The organism is Intestinibacter sp. (assembly GCF_034113885.1).
Lineage (GTDB): Bacteria > Bacillota > Clostridia > Peptostreptococcales > Peptostreptococcaceae > Intestinibacter.
Genome location: NZ_JAXEWM010000104.1, coordinates 1 through 16,043, shown reverse-complemented (window position 1 = coordinate 16,043; position 16,043 = coordinate 1). Strand labels below are relative to the sequence as shown.

The window sequence follows — 16,043 nt, the reverse complement described above, 5'->3', positions numbered from 1 at the left end:
CAGGAGCCTGAGACAGCACAGAGCTTAATATCAAAAATCTGTGTAATGGGTGCGTATATCAAACGCCGTGGCAATCTGCTTTTGTTAGGTGAGGAAGGCTCTGAGATTTCGGCAAAGGAGCTGGAGTATTGTCTCAGAGAGTCGTTGGACAACCTGAACTTGTGTGATATTATAACCTCTCTTGATAGCAATTGTGATGGAATTGTCCCATTGAAAAATGCAGTTGCTGTTTATGACCTTTATGAAAAAATTGTGGAGGCACTGCTATCTAATATGAATGCAATGCTTATAAGGTTGTCATGTAATGCAGGCGACATCAGTCTTCGTATTCAGATTGGATGCAATCAGAAAATTGTAGAAGAAATAATTTCTGAGCTTGCAGTTTCTGAAGCTATTATCGATTATGAAATACAGGACGAGGATGTTATGATAGATGTGTTTATTTCTATAGGAGGAAAAGTACAATGAGTTTTTATGAGCTGAATCCAGAACCAAGAGCATTGCTAATTACTACATTTTTTATTTTGATTTGTACTAGTATGTACTGTATTCCGATAGTTTATCGAAGAAATAAATTACTTCCTAAAATACTAGTGCCTTGCTGTAGTATGTTGTGTTTAGCAGTAACAGCTCTTCTCGCTGCAATTTTTCGTACAATAGATGAAGGCTTAATCATGTCACTTTACAGTAAATGGATAATTGAAATACCTGTAGTTTTTCTACTTTTGTTGATGCTTGCTATTGCCGATTATCTTGTATTTATAATTATAAGAGAATATGATTATCGCAGGCATTCTATTACAAGCTCGTCAATTAAGGAGAGTATCGACCATTTGACGACGGGACTGTGCTTTGCTCGCCCTGATGGTGTGGTTGTACTTATGAATCATCGTATGGATGAGCTATGTCACCAGATTATTGGGACTGACCTGCAAAATGCAAATCTGTATTGGGAAATACTATCTCATGGCGATAATTTGCAAAATGTCGAGCGATTATCTGAAGGAGACCAGCCATCTTTTTGCTTATCAGATGGAACTGTATGGACGTTTAAAAAAGAAATATTAGATGGAGTATTTCAGCTGAGTGCAGCAGATACAACACAGGAATACAAACTGATTGATCAATTAAAAGAGAAAAACAAAGAACTTCGAGCTATGAATCTAAGAATCCGTCAGTATCGCAAAAAGGTCGATGATTATATAAGAGAAAAAGAACGCCTAGAAACCAAGGTCAATATTCATAATCAGCTAGGTCAGGCGCTTCTTGTATCACGTTATTACCTGAAGAATCACAACAGCAACACAAAAGAGATTCTAGATATGTGGAAACACAATATAGAAATGCTCAACATGGAAGTAGAATCAGCTTCTGCTACAGACCAGTTTCAAACACTTCTAGAAGTTGCACGCTCAGCAGGTATCACAGTTAAAATTGAGGGTGAAGCTCCAAAAGAAAAAGAACTTAAACAGCTGTTTACTACAGCTAGTATAGAAGCATTGACTAATGCAGTTCGTCATGCCGATGCAAAACATATAAACATAAAATTATCACAGACTGAGGATACATTTATTATAAGTTTTTCAAATGATGGGAAACTACCTGCAGAAAAAATAATAGAAGGCGGTGGACTTAGCTCCTTGCGTAAAAAGGTGGAGCAGCACTATGGAGAAATGGAAATAACAACTATTCCTCAGTTTACTCTAACGCTGAGACTGAGAAAGGAAAAGGGTGATGCTAAATGGTAAAAGTACTAATTGTAGAAGATGATCCCATGGCACGCAAGCTTTTAGAAATTTTTATCAATAATAGTGAAAACTATGAGATTGTAAATTCAATAGAAAGTGCAGCTATGGCAGAATTTTACTGCCTGACAAATCCCGTCGACGTAATTCTGATGGATGTGTGCACCGCTATGGAATCGAATGGACTGGAGGCTGCCGAGAAAATTAAGAGTAAATTTCCAGCGATTAAGGTGATTATTATTACGAGTCAGCCTGAATGTAGCTTTATTGACAGGGCACACTCTATTGGTGTCGACAGCTTTTGGTATAAAGAGGCAGAGGCTGAAAAAATACTCGAGGTACTCGACCGCACTATGGCAGGCGAATCTGTATATCCAGATAGCACATTATCCCTGAAAATTGGGGAGGCATTCAGTGAAGAATTTTCAGAGCGCGAACTGGAAATCCTTCGAGAATTGATCAACGGAGAAACAGATGCAGCCATTGCAAATAAGCTCCATCTATCTCTGCGCACAGTTAAAGGATACATACAGGATATGCGTCTCAAAACAGGATTTAGAAATAGAACCGAGCTTGCCGTTCGTGTCAGAGAAAGCGGTCTTGTAATTAACGAGCATAAAAATAAAGAAGAATAAAAATTTTCAAGTCTCATCTGTACGAAAATTTGCACTAAAGTACGTTATGAAAAAAAATAAACTTTGTTATCATATATAGTATATTGGGGTACTGTTGTATTTTTTAAAAAATTTTAAACAAAATACGATAATAGAGAAAGGATATTATATATGATAAAAGTAGTAAATTCTTATAGTGAAAATGCAAAAGAGCTTTATGATAATTGTAATTTGTATTATAACGATAATATATTTATAGCTGAATATAATTTTCCAAATAAAGATGAGGTTAAATGTAGAATTCACAGCCATGATGAATATGAATTTTTTGTTCCTTATACTCCAGTGCCTTTTCTAGTAAATGAAGATAGTATATTTTTCGGAGAGAGAGGATATATTTATCCAGCTAAAAGTAATTCAAATCACGGCATAAAATACGGTCTTTCTAATGTAGAATATACAGACATTCTCGTAAAAAAAGAGTATTTAGAACAAATAATGATGGAATTAAATTGTTCAGATGAGATATTTAATCATCCTATATATTTATCAAGAGAATTGAAGTTTTATTTACATATTTTTGAGCAAGAGTTTCTAAAAAACGATCAAAAGGATTTAGTCAAACTAGATATGGTTGCAAATCTTTTTTGTAGAGAATTGATTAGTGGAAGCGTAAATAAGGATGTCGACATTTTTAAAGAAAAACAAAGCTATCAAAAGGGAATTTATTTAGTTGCCGATTTTATAAATCATAATTATGATAAAGAAATAAAAATAGAAGAAATGGCTAAATTAGCAGGTTTATCAAAAAATTACTTCGGCTTTGCGTTTAAAAAGGCATTAGGTGAAACTCCACACTCCTATTTAATAAAAATAAGAATATCAAAGGCAAAAGTCCTTTTAGAGGCTACAGATTACTCTTTAAATGAAATAGCTAGCAAAATTGGATTTAAAAAGGCGAGCTCATTTACGTCTCAATTTAAGGCATCTACAGGCATGCTACCATCTAAGTATAGAGAGTACAGTAGAAAGGACTACTAAATTTATAATTTAATACGCGTTAAAAAAGCTCTTTTGATAATAAAATTTATCGTAAAGGGCTTTATTTATTGCCATTATAAGCATACTTAGTGCATTGTGTATATATTTAACAACTTTGTGATACAGGTTTTATAATAATTAGGAAACATGCTATTATATAGATAAATAGTAATTTCAAGGGTTATATTATTCTATAGGTATAACTCTTTTGTTTTAATGTTACAAATTAAAAATAAAAATCGAAAATCAATGAATATTCAAGATCATAGGTAAATACACAATAGCTACAAAAAACACTATCACAAAGTTGTTAAATATAATTACAATGGTTAGAGTTGCAAGGTATTAGGTCTTTAAGAGGAGGATTTTCTTATAATATGAATGGGAGGAGATAAAATGAAGCTTTATTTGACTAGCAGCCCAATCGGTGCGTACAGACAATGGGGGCAACAGGATTATCCAGGAGTGAATCCGGCAAATAATCTTGTGGAGGAATTAAAAAAGGACTGGAAGGACGACGCCAAGTGCTTGTTGATAAGTGCTGATCCAGATACATTTGAGATGAACGATGCTATGGCGAGGGATTTTGAGGAAAAATTTGCGAAAAGCGAGCTTTCTGTGGATAGATTTGATGTTTGCGACCATAGAAATGAACAGGACATAATAGAAGATATTTTTTCGTATGATTTTATCATGCTGGGCGGTGGACATGTTCCTACTCAAAACGCGTTTTTCGATGAACTAAAATTAACGCCCAAAATACAAAAATTCGAAGGAATTGTAATGGGAATCAGCGCCGGGACTATGAATTGCGCGAAAATCGTGTACGCTCAGCCTGAATCAGAGGGAGAGAGCATTGATCCGAATTACGAGAGATTTATAGAAGGGCTTGGACTTACTAAATTTATGGTGATTCCTCATTACCAAGCGATAAAGGACGATATACTAGATGGAAAACGAGTTATGGAGGAAATTTCGTATCCTGATAGCATCGGAAGAGAATTTTACGCCTTGACAGATGGAAGCTTTATTTTGCAACGAGATGGAGCTAAGAAGTTGTATGGAGAAGCTTATCTAGTTAAAGACGGCGAAATTAGAAAAATATGCGAAAATAATCAGGTGCTAGATATAGACTAGGAAGGTGATATTATGATAAAACCAATTGTAAAAGACATATTATTTTTAGAGCAAAAATCAGAGCCAGCGACAAAGGACGATGCAGGAGTTATACAGGATTTAATAGACACATTAAAGGCGAACATAAATGGATGCGTGGGACTAGCCGCAAACATGATAGGAGTCAAAAAACGCATATTAGTATTTGCTATAGGGGGCTCAATCATAGTACCTATGGTAAATCCAGTTATAATAAAGAAAGAAAATCCTTACGAAGCAGAAGAAAGCTGCCTATCTCTAACAGGCTCAAGAAAAACGACTAGATACGAAACTATAGAAGTCAAATACCTAGATGCGAAATTCAACGAGAAGCAACAGGTGTTTAAGGGCTTTGTTGCACAGATTATCCAGCATGAGATGGATCATTTTGAGGGAATTATAATTTAAAATAAAAAAGTTACCAGCTGCAAAAACTAACTGGTAACTTTTTTTTACATAGCATCTTCCAACGAATTTTTCCCAGCAGATAGCTTCTTAGATAAAATCACAAAATAAACAACACACAAAACAATCTGCACAAGTGTAGAAGCTGGAGTAGCAAGCCCCACCTTAAACAAAGACACAGGCTCCAACTTACTCATAAAATAAGAAACAGGAATTCTAACACAGAAAGCCCCGACTATCCCTTGAATCATAACAAATGTAGTTTGACCACATCCATTGAAATATCCGACCATAGAGAACATAATAGCAGTGAACAAGCAGTCTATTCCATAAGCCTTCAAGTAATCCCAAGACGCCATGACAACATCCTCCTCTGTAGAGAACAATCCTGAAAGCAGATTTCCATGGAACACTGAGAAGTAGAACATGAAAACACCACAGCATAGAGAAAGCCCAACAGCGTAAAGCAGAACCTTCTTAGATCTGTCGTATTTTTTAGCACCGTAGTTTTGTGCTACAAATGCAGACACAGCCTGAGAAAATGAAGACGGTATAAGCATTATAAATCCTGCAAGCTTTTCAGATATTCCTATACCAGCCGATGCGACTACACCCATTGAATTTCCTATCATCATAATCACCAAAAATGATATATGGACAAGTACGTCCTGTAAAGCTATCGGTGCGCCGTATTTTATTATCTGCGAAGTCAGTTTTTTGTGGAATTTTATACTTTTTAGCGAAAAATCGAAAGGAAGTCCCCTTCTCTTTATTATCACAATTGATAAAATTACACTGATCGCCTGAGCAAACACAGTCGCAAGCGCTGCACCAGTTGCAGCCATTTTAAACAGCCCTACAAATACTAAATCGCCGACGATATTCGCGACGCAAGCTATTGAAACTGTAATAAGAGGAGTTTTCGAATCTCCAAGCCCTCTAAATACACCACCGATCACATTATATGCGATTATAAATGCTGACCCAGCCGCGCAAATTCTCAAATAAGAAACCGTACCATCAAACGCCTCAGCAGGCGCATTTGCAAACGATGAAACAGCAGGTGCAAATGTTACAAATACAGCAGTTATAACGACAGCAACAACAGCAAAAATACAAATTCCGCTGCCGACTACATTTCCTGCTTCAGCCCTCTTTCCTTCGCCGAGCTTTTGACCGATTAATATAGTAATCCCCATAGTAAGACCTGCAATCATCGCAGTTATGACCATCATGACCTGGCTTCCAGTCGAAACAGCAGACACATCAGCCGCATGTCCAAATCTTCCTACTACAAGCAAATCCACAGCTCCGTACATAGTCTGCAAAAACAGCGCTACTAGTATCGGAAACATGAATTTCAATAATGGAGATAATATTTTTCCTTTTGTAAAATCTGATACTTCTGACATTTATTTCCTCCCTTAAATTTACTCTTCTAAATTATTTCTAATTTTACCTAAAACCTTATAAAATACATCTATTTCCTCAGGTGTTATACCTTTTGCCACTTGATTTTCACCTGAATCGATTGCATCTGAAATTTTCCTAGACAGTTCAATTGATTTTTCTGTCAAAATTATTTTCTTCAGGCGTGCATCCTCTGCAACTGGTACTCTCTTAATTAAGTCGTTTTTTTCCATGTTGTTTAGCATAAGGCTCACAGAAGAGCGCTTTAAGTCAAATTCCTTTTCTATGTCCTTTTGGAATATATCTCTCGAGCTATTGTCAGAAATAAAATCTATCACATATGCCTGAGATAAAGTTATCTTGCCGTCTATCGAGCGAATTACGGCCGCATCTATTTTTCTTGAAATTATACGATTTATTTTATCGATATGAAGTCCGAGCTTGGATTTATTTTTCACAAATAACCTCCTCTAAAAAAATGTTTTGTACTAAACTATAATATACTCATATAAATAGTAATGTCAATAGTTAAAATTGAAATTAAAAAATCATTAAACAAACCTTTTGACAAAAATAATTTAACATTATAAAATTAATATTTAAAAAGGGTTATAAGCTTCAAGGAGGGTAAAATGACAGAAAAAAATTGCAGATGTGCACTAGAGCTTACTCACGGCATAATAGGTGGAAAATGGAAATTAAAAATATTATGCCATATAATCAACGGAGATAATCGCTTTTCTACATTGAAAAGAGTTATACCAAACATTACAGAGAAGGTGCTATACACTAATCTAAGAGAATTGGAGCAAAATGGAATAATATACAAGCAGACTATACAGGAGAATAAGAAGATATCGGTATTTTATTACTTAAAAGAGGAGTACGCTGATTTAGAAAAAATAATTTATTTATTGCGTAATTTTACAAAAAAATATGCAAGGCTCAACAATATAGAGATAGATAAGGAAAATTTATACTAATTGTATGATAATGATTATTACTTACAAAAAAGTAAGCTGTTGAGTTGATAATAATTATTGATTAAAATAAATAAAAAAGACAGATAATTAAAAAATGAAGGGAGGTGTCCGTTGTATAAAGCTGTAAACGGACTTTAGACAACGGGATAGCTATTAAGAATAATAAATCGACAATTATATTACTGTCATTGCTCGCAGTATTATCTATTATCTCTCTATTTGTAGGGGTTATAGATATAAGCCCAGCACAAGTGTTGACAGGAGATGCAGATACATTGAAAATATTTCTTGCCTCGAGGATGCCTAGGCTGATGGCGATTTTATGCACAGGGTTTGGCATGAGTGTGGCGGGATTGATTATGCAGCAGCTATGCATGAATAAATTCGTATCGCCGACAACAGGGGCTACGATTTCGTCTTCACAATTTGGGATATTGATGGCGCTTTTACTTATGCCAAACACGACATTGTGGGGAAGGGCGATATTCGCATTTGTATTCGCTATTTTAGGAACTTGGGTATTTGTTTATTTTATTCAGAGGATACAGTTTAAGGAAATGGTCATGGTGCCGTTAGTAGGGATCATGTTTAGCAATGTGATAGGAGGAGTTACTAGCTTTTTAGCATATAAGTTCGAGCTGACACAGGCTTTATCGACTTGGCTAGTCGGCCATTTTTCGATGGTGCTTCGTGGAAGATATGAGATAGTTTATTTAGTAGTTCCGATGATTATTTTGGCTTTTATATATGCTAATCATTTTAATATTGTGGGGATTGGCAAGGATTTTTCTAAAAATCTTGGGGTTCCTTACAACTTAGTTTTATTTATGGGGCTTACGATTGCGGCGATAATCACTGCTTCAGTTGTGGTGGTTGTAGGTTCTATATCTTATATAGGGCTTATCGTTCCAAATATCGTAGCAATGTTTAAGGGTGACAAGATCAGGGGAACCTTGATAGATACGGCTCTGTTTGGGGCTATATTTGTACTTGTCTGCGATATGGTTGGGCGTACTGTGATTGCGCCGTATGAATTGCCTATCGAGCTTATCGTAGGAGTTTTAGGAAGTGTCATTTTCGTGGCTTTACTTGTATATCGTTTAAAGCACGGAAGAAAGGCGATTACTTTCGAAAATATAAAGTCGGCATTTTTGCCTAGTATAAAAGGGGGCGTTTTAAATAGATAGTACAATTTACAAAGTCGATGGAGGAATAAAGCTCAGAGAAAAAAGAGCTTTAAATGTAAATACAAAGAAGTTAATCATAATGTCTCTATTAGTTTTAATAGTGGCAGTAGGATATATGCTGGTAGATGTGAATTTTCAAAATGAAAAATTGTTTAATTACGCCTTGAAAATAAGAACTCCAAAATTAATCGCTATGTTTATAACAGCATTTGCAATAGGTTCGGCATCTATAGTATTTCAATCTATTATAAATAATAATATCGTAACTCCGTGCCTTTTAGGGATGAATTCACTATATACGCTGATACATACAGCTGTAGTATTTTTTATAGGCTCAGGAAGTGTACTAGCTAGTAACTCGAATGTTTCGTTTGTAGTGGATTTAGCGATAATGGGCGTGGTTGCGACATTTATATATAGCTATCTTTTCAAATTGACAAAGCACAACATTTTATATGTATTGCTGATAGGGACTGTTTTGACGTCGTTTTTCTCTAGTATTCAGAGCACTTTGATTAGAGTTATGGATCCGAATGAATACGACACGCTTTTGACGTCGCTAGTAGCTAGCTTTTCTAATGTAAATTCAGAAATTATAGTGCTATCTGTAATTTTATTAGCTGTGATTGTATACGCCTTGAGAAAGGAAATCGCACTTTTAGATGTGATCACACTTGGCAAGGATCAAGCCATAAACTTAGGTGTAGACTACGATAAATGCATACGTAAGCTACTATTAGGAGTAACTCTTTGCATCGCGGTGGCAACTGCAATGGTGGGGCCGATATCGTTTCTAGGACTTATCGTAGCAAATTTATCGAGACAGCTATTTAAGACTTACAGGCATAGCTATTTGATATTAGGTACTAGTCTATTTGGGATGATCGTGCTTATCGGAGGACAGCTGTTAGTAGAGCAGGTATTTGTTTATTCAGTGCCTGTGAGTGTATTTATTACAGTAGGAGGCGGAATTTACTTCTTATATCTTCTGCTGAATAAGAGGAGGTAAAAATGATAGTTAGAGATTTAAGTAAAAAATACGACGGAAATCCAGTTGTAAATTCTGTCAGCTTTGAGATACCAAAGGGCAAGGTTACATCGTTTATCGGACCTAATGGAGCAGGTAAATCTACTGTAATGGGTATGATATCTAGGCTAACTGAAAAAAGTGCAGGAGATGTAATTTTTGAAGGAAAGGATATCTCAGAGTGGAAGAGCAAGGACTTGTCAAAGCGTCTGGCTATTTTGACACAGAGCAACAATATCCAGATGAAGCTGACAGTTAGAGAGCTTATATCGTTTGGTCGTTTTCCACATTCAGGTAATCGCCTGACTCAGGAGGACCACGAGATTGTCGACAAGGCTATATCTTATATGGAATTAGAGGAATTTGAGGATAGATTTATCGATGAATTATCTGGAGGACAGAGACAGCGTGCATATATAGCGATGGTAATTGCTCAGGATACAGAATATGTACTTTTAGATGAGCCTACTAATAACCTAGACATCTACCACGCGACAAATATGATGAAAATAGCCAGAAGACTTTGCGACGATCTAGGAAAGACAGTTATCCTAGTACTTCACGAAATCAATTACGCAGCCTTCTATTCCGATTATATATGTGCGTTTAAAAAGGGCGAAATCGTGAAATTCGGAAAGGTAGAAGATGTGATAACTAAGGAAGAGTTATCAAGGATATACAATGTAGATTTTGAAATTATGCAGATAGAAGGAAAACCACTTTCTATCTATTATTAGAAAAAGGAGAATTTTTGACATGAAAAAGAGATTATTGACATTATTATTAGGTATAGTTATGATGTTCAGCGTTGTTGGTTGCAGCCAAAGCCAATCGAGTGAATCATCAAAATCAGAAGAAAAATCAACAATTACAATTAAAAGCTTAAATGGAAATAAGGAAGAAATAGACCTAAAGGTACCATATGATCCTCAGCGTATAGCAGTTTTAGATTTAGCTGCATTAGATATTTTAGATAACTTAGGAGTGGGCGATAGAGTAGTAGGATCAGCAGATACTTCAATAGATTACTTATCATCTTACTCAAACAATGATAAAATTACAAATCTTGGAACTATAAAAGAGGCTGATTTAGAAGCAGTTATGGAATGTGAGCCAGACGTGATATTTATAGGTGGTCGTCTAGCAGGATCTTATGACAAGCTTAGTGAAATAGCTCCTGTAGTTTATTTATCTACTGATACAGAGGTTGGCGTAGTACAAAGTGTGACTGATAACGCAACTACTATAGCATCTATGTTCGGCTTAGAATCAAAGGTAGAAGAAAAGCTAGCTGGATTTGCCGCTAGAATAGAAGAATTATCAAAGGTAGCTGACGGTAAAACTGCATTAGTAGGTATGACTACAAGTGGAAGCTTCAACCTTCTTGGAAATGATGGAAGATGCTCTATAATAGGAAACGAAATCGGATTTGAAAATCTTACAACAGAATCAACAGCTGAGGGCGGTGGCTCTGAAAAAGGTGGAAAAGGCGAATCAGGTAAAACATCATCTCACGGTAACGAGGCATCTTTTGAGACAGTATTAGAAAAAAATCCTGATTATATATTTGTAATGGACCGTGACAGTGCTATAGGTGCAGAAGGAGCTCAATTAGCTAAGGAAATAATGGAAAACGAATTAGTTGAGGAAACTGATGCACATGCTAACGGAAATATAGTTTATTTAGAAAACCCAGTTGTATGGTATACAGCAGAAGGTGGTATAACAGCTTTAGATGTTATGTTATCTGATTTAGAAAGTGCATTATTAAAATAATATTTATAAATAAAAGCTCTGGAACTTTTTAGAAGAGATTCAGAGTTTTTTTGTCACTAAGGATGTAATGGAAATAATGACAGATATCAGAAAAGAATGGGGATTAGTTTACCCAGAAGAAAGATAAGCAGTTTGGATAATTTTTACAGTACTTTATAATCGATAAATTGTGGTAGAATCAATAGTATAGCAATACAAAATAACAGGGGGAAACGTAATGAATAATATTTTACTTACAGGTGAAGTACAAGTTGGTAAAAGCACAATAATTCAAAAAGTCTTAGATTTGTTAAAAAAGGATTACGACTTGAAAATCGGTGGATATAGAGGTACGAGAGTCTTAATAGAAGAAGAAAACAAAACTATACTGAGATTTGGCATGAATTCACTTAGTGATAATTCCTCTTATAAGGTTCTTCAAAATGAAATTATCGATGGTAAAAACAACGTTACAATTTATTCAGAGAGCTTTGATGAATACGCTCCCAAGCTAAAAGCTGATTTAGAAAACTGCAATCTAATAATACTAGATGAAATAGGATTTGCCGAAAGCAATTCGTCTAAATATCTAGAGGTTTTAAATCAAGTCCTAGACAGCGATAAGGTAGTATTTGGTGTTTTGAAAAAATGGGATTGTCCTGTAGTCAATGGTGTAAGAGATAGACAGGATGTAATCTTATTTAATATAGATGAAGACAACAGAGATTACATATACAACGAGATATATTTGACTTTACGTGATTTATTTGTGTAGCTTCTTATATACTGTTTACAAATAGGGGTTTAGTAGATAGAAGTATAATTTATAGTAATTTGACAGATAATATATTAAATAAAACTTAAATGGAGTGAAAAGATGAATAATATACTAGAACAAGCTAAATCAATTAAGGATACTATAATAGAGTACAGAAGAACTATACATGCAAACCCTGAAGTAGGTGCAGAGCTTCCAAAGACTAAGGCTTACGTTATGGATAAGCTTAGAGAATTTGGATACGAACCACAAGAAATTTGTGAAAGTGGAATAGTAGCGACTATCGAGGGCTCAAAGCCAGGCAAGACATTTTTACTTAGAGCAGACATGGATGCGCTTCCAATGCAGGAGAACACATCATGTGACTTCAAATCAAACAACGGAAGCATGCATGCTTGTGGACACGACATGCATACAGCGATGCTACTTGGAGCAGCAAAATTACTTAAAGACAACCAAGATCAAATAGAAGGAACTGTGAAATTAGTATTCCAACCAGATGAAGAGGGCTTCACTGGAGCGAAGAAAATGATAAAGGCAGGAGTTTTAGAAAATCCTAAGGTAGATGCAGCTATGGCGATGCATGTCCACTCAGGTTCACCTTCAAATCTAGTCTTATGTGGTCTAGGAACTAGTATCGCAGGGTGCATCAGATTTAGAATAAATGTAAAAGGAACAGGATGCCACGGTGCTATGCCAGAGACAGGAGTCGACCCGATAAATATAGCTTCACATATTTATCTTTCTCTACAAGAGCTAATAAGCAGAGAAGTATCAGCTACAGAATCTGCTGTCCTTACAATAGGTAAATTCGCTGGAGGAGATGCTCCGAATATAATTCCAGGAGAAGTTGTGATGGAGGGGACTATCAGAAGCTTAAATAAGGAAATAGGCGAATTTATATTTGACAGAATGAACGATATAGTTACGTCTACAGCTAAGATGTTCCGTGGAGAGGCAGAATTAATCGAGCTATCATCAGTTCCACCACTTGCCAATGATAAGGAGCTAGCAAATGAAGTCGTAGGATATATGAAGGACATCGTAGGAGACAAGTCTGTCGTAGTATTTGAAGGTGGCGGAATGGGCTCTGAGGATTTCGCATCTTATTCATATGAAGTACCGAGCTTATACATCATGTTAGGTGCAGGTAGCAAACAAGAAAACGAACTATACGGCGAGCCTATGCACAATGAAAAGGTAGTCTTCAACGAAGACATACTTCCAACAGGAGCGGCTATCCACGCTTATAGTGCTATAATGTGGCTAAAAAATCACAAATAGATTTTAGATAAAAATTGAAACTTTCTTGATTTTTAGTAATTTTATTTACTTTAATTCAAGAAAGTTTTTTTGTGCCCAATAAATGGCAATAAGTTTAAGTAGTAAAAAATAGAAATAGCAATTATAATAAGAAATATAGGGAAGGAGGAAGGAAAATGAATATAATTGTCTGTGTAGAGGATAATAATGGAATGATGTTCAATAAAAGAAGGGTTAGTCAGGATGTGGCGATCAGAGAGGATATTTACAAAAATTTAGGCGATAAAAAGCTGATTATGAACGCCTATTCTTTTAAGATGTTTGATGCTGACAACAGCGGAAAAGCTATAGTGACAGAGGAAAATCTTCCAATAGACGATAAGGAAAATTTCCAATTCATTGAGGACAAGAAATTAAGCCAATTTGAAGATAGCATAGACAAACTAATAATATATTATTGGAATAGAAGATATCCAAGCAGCTTAAAGTTCGATATCGATATTTCAAACGGCAATTGGGAGATAGCATCAGAGGAGGAGTTTGTCGGAAAATCACATGAAAAAATCACGAAAAAAGTTATTATAAGAAAATAAGACATTGGAGGAAATGAGGAATGAAATTATTGAGATTTTTAATGATATTTATCCTGAGCTTGACTTTGGTAGGTTGTCAACCACTTGATAATCCAGGTGGAGAAAATCCTGACGCACAGCAAGGGATAACTTTAAGCAATTTACCGGAGTATTCAGATGAGGCATTTGTAGAGCTAAATGACAATATGCCTAATTTCGACGAAAAGGACAAGACATCAGAGTCGTTCGAGACATACAGCGATCTTGATAGCTTAGGAAGATGCGGCGTGGCATATGCAAATGTAGGACAAGACCTAATGCCTACAGGAGATAGAGGCAGCATAAGTAGCGTAAAACCAACTGGATGGCAAACTGTCAAATACGATTGTGTAGACGGAAAATATCTATATAACAGATGTCACTTAATCGGATATCAGCTTACTGCAGAAAACGCCAACAAGCAAAACTTAATCACAGGAACTAGATATTTCAACGTAGACGGTATGCTTCCTTTTGAGAATATGGTTGCCGACTACGTAAAAGAAACAAATAACCATGTTTTATATAGAGTTACTCCTGTTTACGATGGCGATGACTTAGTCGCTAAGGGAGTTCAAATAGAAGCCGAGTCTGTTGAAGACGACGGAGAAGGAATTCTGTTTAACGTGTTTGTGTATAACGTTCAACCAGGTGTTACAATAGATTACGCTACAGGCGAAAGTCACTTGAGCACAGACGACGATGCAACAGGTAGCTCTTCTAAGGTAGAAATAAGAGGAAATAAAAATTCAAAGGTTTACCACTGTCCAGGTCAAGCAGCTTACGACGATATGAAAAATTCCGATAACCTAGTTATTTTCGGAAGCGAAAAGGAAGCTCAAGATGCTGGATATAGAAAGGCTAAGAGATAGATACATAAAAAATAGCAAAGTTAGAGGGCTGATTCCAAATAAGGTAATCAGCCTTTTATATATATTAAGGCGTGCAAATACACACTGGTGTGTGTAAATCAACACATTATGGTATAATTATAGAAAATGAGTTAATAATAGAAATAATGTACATTTACGAGAGGAGGAGTCAATTTGGGCTTGTATTTAAATAGCGATAGGTCTTTTAAAAATTATGAAGAATTGTACAGAAGTGATTACTTTGTAGATAAGTCCTTAATAATAGAACATTTGAACAGACTTATCGGTAAGCGCAGTAAATATCTATGTATAACTAGACCAAGGAGATTTGGCAAAACCAGTGTGGCAGATATGATAGCTGCATATTACTCAAAGGCTGTAGACGCTAAGGATATTTTTGATAATTTAAAAATAAGTAAGTCACATGGATACAGCGAAAATTTAAATAAATACAACGTAATAAATATATCCTTCAATAAAATTCCAGATAAAGGAAAAACATACGATGATTATATGAATATGATAAAGAAATCTTTGATTTCAGATATTGTTAAGTATTATCCCTATATCGATCCAGATAAATTTTTTACTATAGGAGATATGCTAGAGAGTACTGGTGATAAATTTATATTTGTACTGGACGAATGGGACTATATATTTAGCAAAAACTTATTTGAAGAAAATCAAGATGACTTTTTGGAATTCTTGGCATTTTTATTAAAAGACCAGCCATTTGTTTTGCTTTGTTACATGACAGGAGTTCTACCAATTAAGAGATACTCAAGTGGTTCGGCGCTTAATATGTTTGATGAGTTTACATTTTTAAAGGATAGAAGATTTGGAGAATTTTTCGGATTTACAAAGGATGAAGTGGCAAAATTATGTGAAGAAAACGGATATATGAACTTTGAGGAGCTCGAAATATGGTATAATGGATATTCCACTGCAAACGGAGTAAAAATATACAACCCTCGCTCTGTAATTAAGGCACTTGAAAATAACTACTGTGAAAGCTATTGGACAAATACCGGAGCCATGGATGAGGTTTCGAAATATCTTAAATATAATACTCTTGAAATTAGAGAAGATGTGATAAGAATGGTTTCAGGAGAGGAGATAGATATAACTATAAATGAAGAATTTAGAGCGGGGCAAGGTGATCCGAAGACTAAGGAAGAAATCTATTCTGCTATGATT

17 protein-coding genes and 1 pseudogene are annotated in these 16,043 nt (G+C 35.4%); 16 read left to right on the top strand and 2 right to left on the bottom strand.

The window, feature by feature from the left end; all coding sequences use genetic code 11:
- The 6 genes and pseudogenes from SPD90_RS06285 to SPD90_RS06260 all read left to right on the top strand — a co-directional run.
- A pseudogene (locus SPD90_RS06285) lies at nucleotides 1-468 on the top strand (hypothetical protein); the annotation flags it as partial.
- Nucleotides 465-1,748, top strand: coding sequence for a sensor histidine kinase (locus tag SPD90_RS06280; protein ID WP_320924664.1), 1,284 nt, complete (start codon nucleotides 465-467; stop codon nucleotides 1,746-1,748). The pseudogene SPD90_RS06285 and the gene SPD90_RS06280, both read left to right, overlap by 4 nt.
- A complete protein-coding gene (locus SPD90_RS06275; protein WP_320924663.1) occupies nucleotides 1,742-2,380 on the top strand; it encodes a response regulator transcription factor in 639 nt (212 codons plus the stop codon). The genes SPD90_RS06280 and SPD90_RS06275 overlap by 7 nt, the downstream gene beginning before the upstream one ends.
- 150 nt (nucleotides 2,381-2,530) lie before the next feature.
- On the top strand, nucleotides 2,531-3,400 hold the full coding sequence (locus SPD90_RS06270) for an AraC family transcriptional regulator (protein WP_320924662.1): 870 nt from the start codon (nucleotides 2,531-2,533) through the stop codon (nucleotides 3,398-3,400).
- Nucleotides 3,401-3,796: 396 nt separating this feature from the next.
- A complete protein-coding gene (locus SPD90_RS06265) occupies nucleotides 3,797-4,537 on the top strand; it encodes a Type 1 glutamine amidotransferase-like domain-containing protein (RefSeq protein WP_320924661.1) in 741 nt (246 codons plus the stop codon).
- Between the two features lie 12 nt (nucleotides 4,538-4,549).
- A complete protein-coding gene (locus SPD90_RS06260) occupies nucleotides 4,550-4,963 on the top strand; it encodes a peptide deformylase (RefSeq protein ID WP_320924660.1) in 414 nt (137 codons plus the stop codon).
- A gap of 44 nt (nucleotides 4,964-5,007) precedes the next feature.
- Here the strand turns inward: SPD90_RS06260 and SPD90_RS06255 are convergent, their stop codons facing one another.
- Both SPD90_RS06255 and SPD90_RS06250 read right to left on the bottom strand, forming a co-directional pair.
- Entirely contained in the window at nucleotides 5,008-6,372 is a 1,365-nt protein-coding gene (locus tag SPD90_RS06255; protein WP_320924659.1) for an MATE family efflux transporter, read from the bottom strand.
- Nucleotides 6,373-6,390: 18 nt separating this feature from the next.
- Nucleotides 6,391-6,828 (bottom strand): MarR family winged helix-turn-helix transcriptional regulator, encoded by a 438-nt coding sequence (locus SPD90_RS06250; protein ID WP_320924658.1) that lies wholly within the window; start codon nucleotides 6,826-6,828, stop codon nucleotides 6,391-6,393.
- Between the two features lie 174 nt (nucleotides 6,829-7,002).
- On the opposite strand from SPD90_RS06250, the gene SPD90_RS06245 reads away from it, so the two are divergent.
- The 10 genes from SPD90_RS06245 to SPD90_RS06200 all read left to right on the top strand — a co-directional run.
- On the top strand, nucleotides 7,003-7,353 hold the full coding sequence (locus SPD90_RS06245; RefSeq protein ID WP_320924657.1) for a winged helix-turn-helix transcriptional regulator: 351 nt from the start codon (nucleotides 7,003-7,005) through the stop codon (nucleotides 7,351-7,353).
- A gap of 188 nt (nucleotides 7,354-7,541) precedes the next feature.
- Nucleotides 7,542-8,540, top strand: coding sequence for an ABC transporter permease (locus tag SPD90_RS06240; protein ID WP_331680527.1), 999 nt, complete (start codon nucleotides 7,542-7,544; stop codon nucleotides 8,538-8,540).
- A 79-nt stretch (nucleotides 8,541-8,619) separates the two neighbouring features.
- Nucleotides 8,620-9,549, top strand: a complete 930-nt coding sequence (locus tag SPD90_RS06235) for an iron chelate uptake ABC transporter family permease subunit (protein WP_320924656.1) — start codon at nucleotides 8,620-8,622, stop codon at nucleotides 9,547-9,549.
- 2 nt (nucleotides 9,550-9,551) lie between these two features.
- Entirely contained in the window at nucleotides 9,552-10,304 is a 753-nt protein-coding gene (locus SPD90_RS06230) for an iron ABC transporter ATP-binding protein (protein ID WP_320924655.1), read from the top strand.
- A gap of 19 nt (nucleotides 10,305-10,323) precedes the next feature.
- Nucleotides 10,324-11,343, top strand: a complete 1,020-nt coding sequence (locus SPD90_RS06225) for a siderophore ABC transporter substrate-binding protein (RefSeq protein ID WP_320924654.1) — start codon at nucleotides 10,324-10,326, stop codon at nucleotides 11,341-11,343.
- Nucleotides 11,344-11,560: 217 nt separating this feature from the next.
- Nucleotides 11,561-12,097: a nucleoside-triphosphatase gene (locus tag SPD90_RS06220; protein ID WP_320924653.1), complete on the top strand. Its 537-nt coding sequence runs from the start codon at nucleotides 11,561-11,563 to the stop codon at nucleotides 12,095-12,097.
- A 102-nt stretch (nucleotides 12,098-12,199) separates the two neighbouring features.
- On the top strand, nucleotides 12,200-13,384 hold the full coding sequence (locus SPD90_RS06215) for a M20 metallopeptidase family protein (protein ID WP_320924652.1): 1,185 nt from the start codon (nucleotides 12,200-12,202) through the stop codon (nucleotides 13,382-13,384).
- A 155-nt stretch (nucleotides 13,385-13,539) separates the two neighbouring features.
- Nucleotides 13,540-13,956, top strand: coding sequence for a ribonuclease Z (locus tag SPD90_RS06210; RefSeq protein WP_320924651.1), 417 nt, complete (start codon nucleotides 13,540-13,542; stop codon nucleotides 13,954-13,956).
- A gap of 20 nt (nucleotides 13,957-13,976) precedes the next feature.
- Nucleotides 13,977-14,846: a DNA/RNA non-specific endonuclease gene (locus tag SPD90_RS06205; protein ID WP_320626252.1), complete on the top strand. Its 870-nt coding sequence runs from the start codon at nucleotides 13,977-13,979 to the stop codon at nucleotides 14,844-14,846.
- A gap of 174 nt (nucleotides 14,847-15,020) precedes the next feature.
- Nucleotides 15,021-16,043, top strand: a 1,023-nt coding sequence (locus SPD90_RS06200; protein WP_320924650.1) for an AAA family ATPase, incomplete at its 3' end; no start/stop codon positions are given.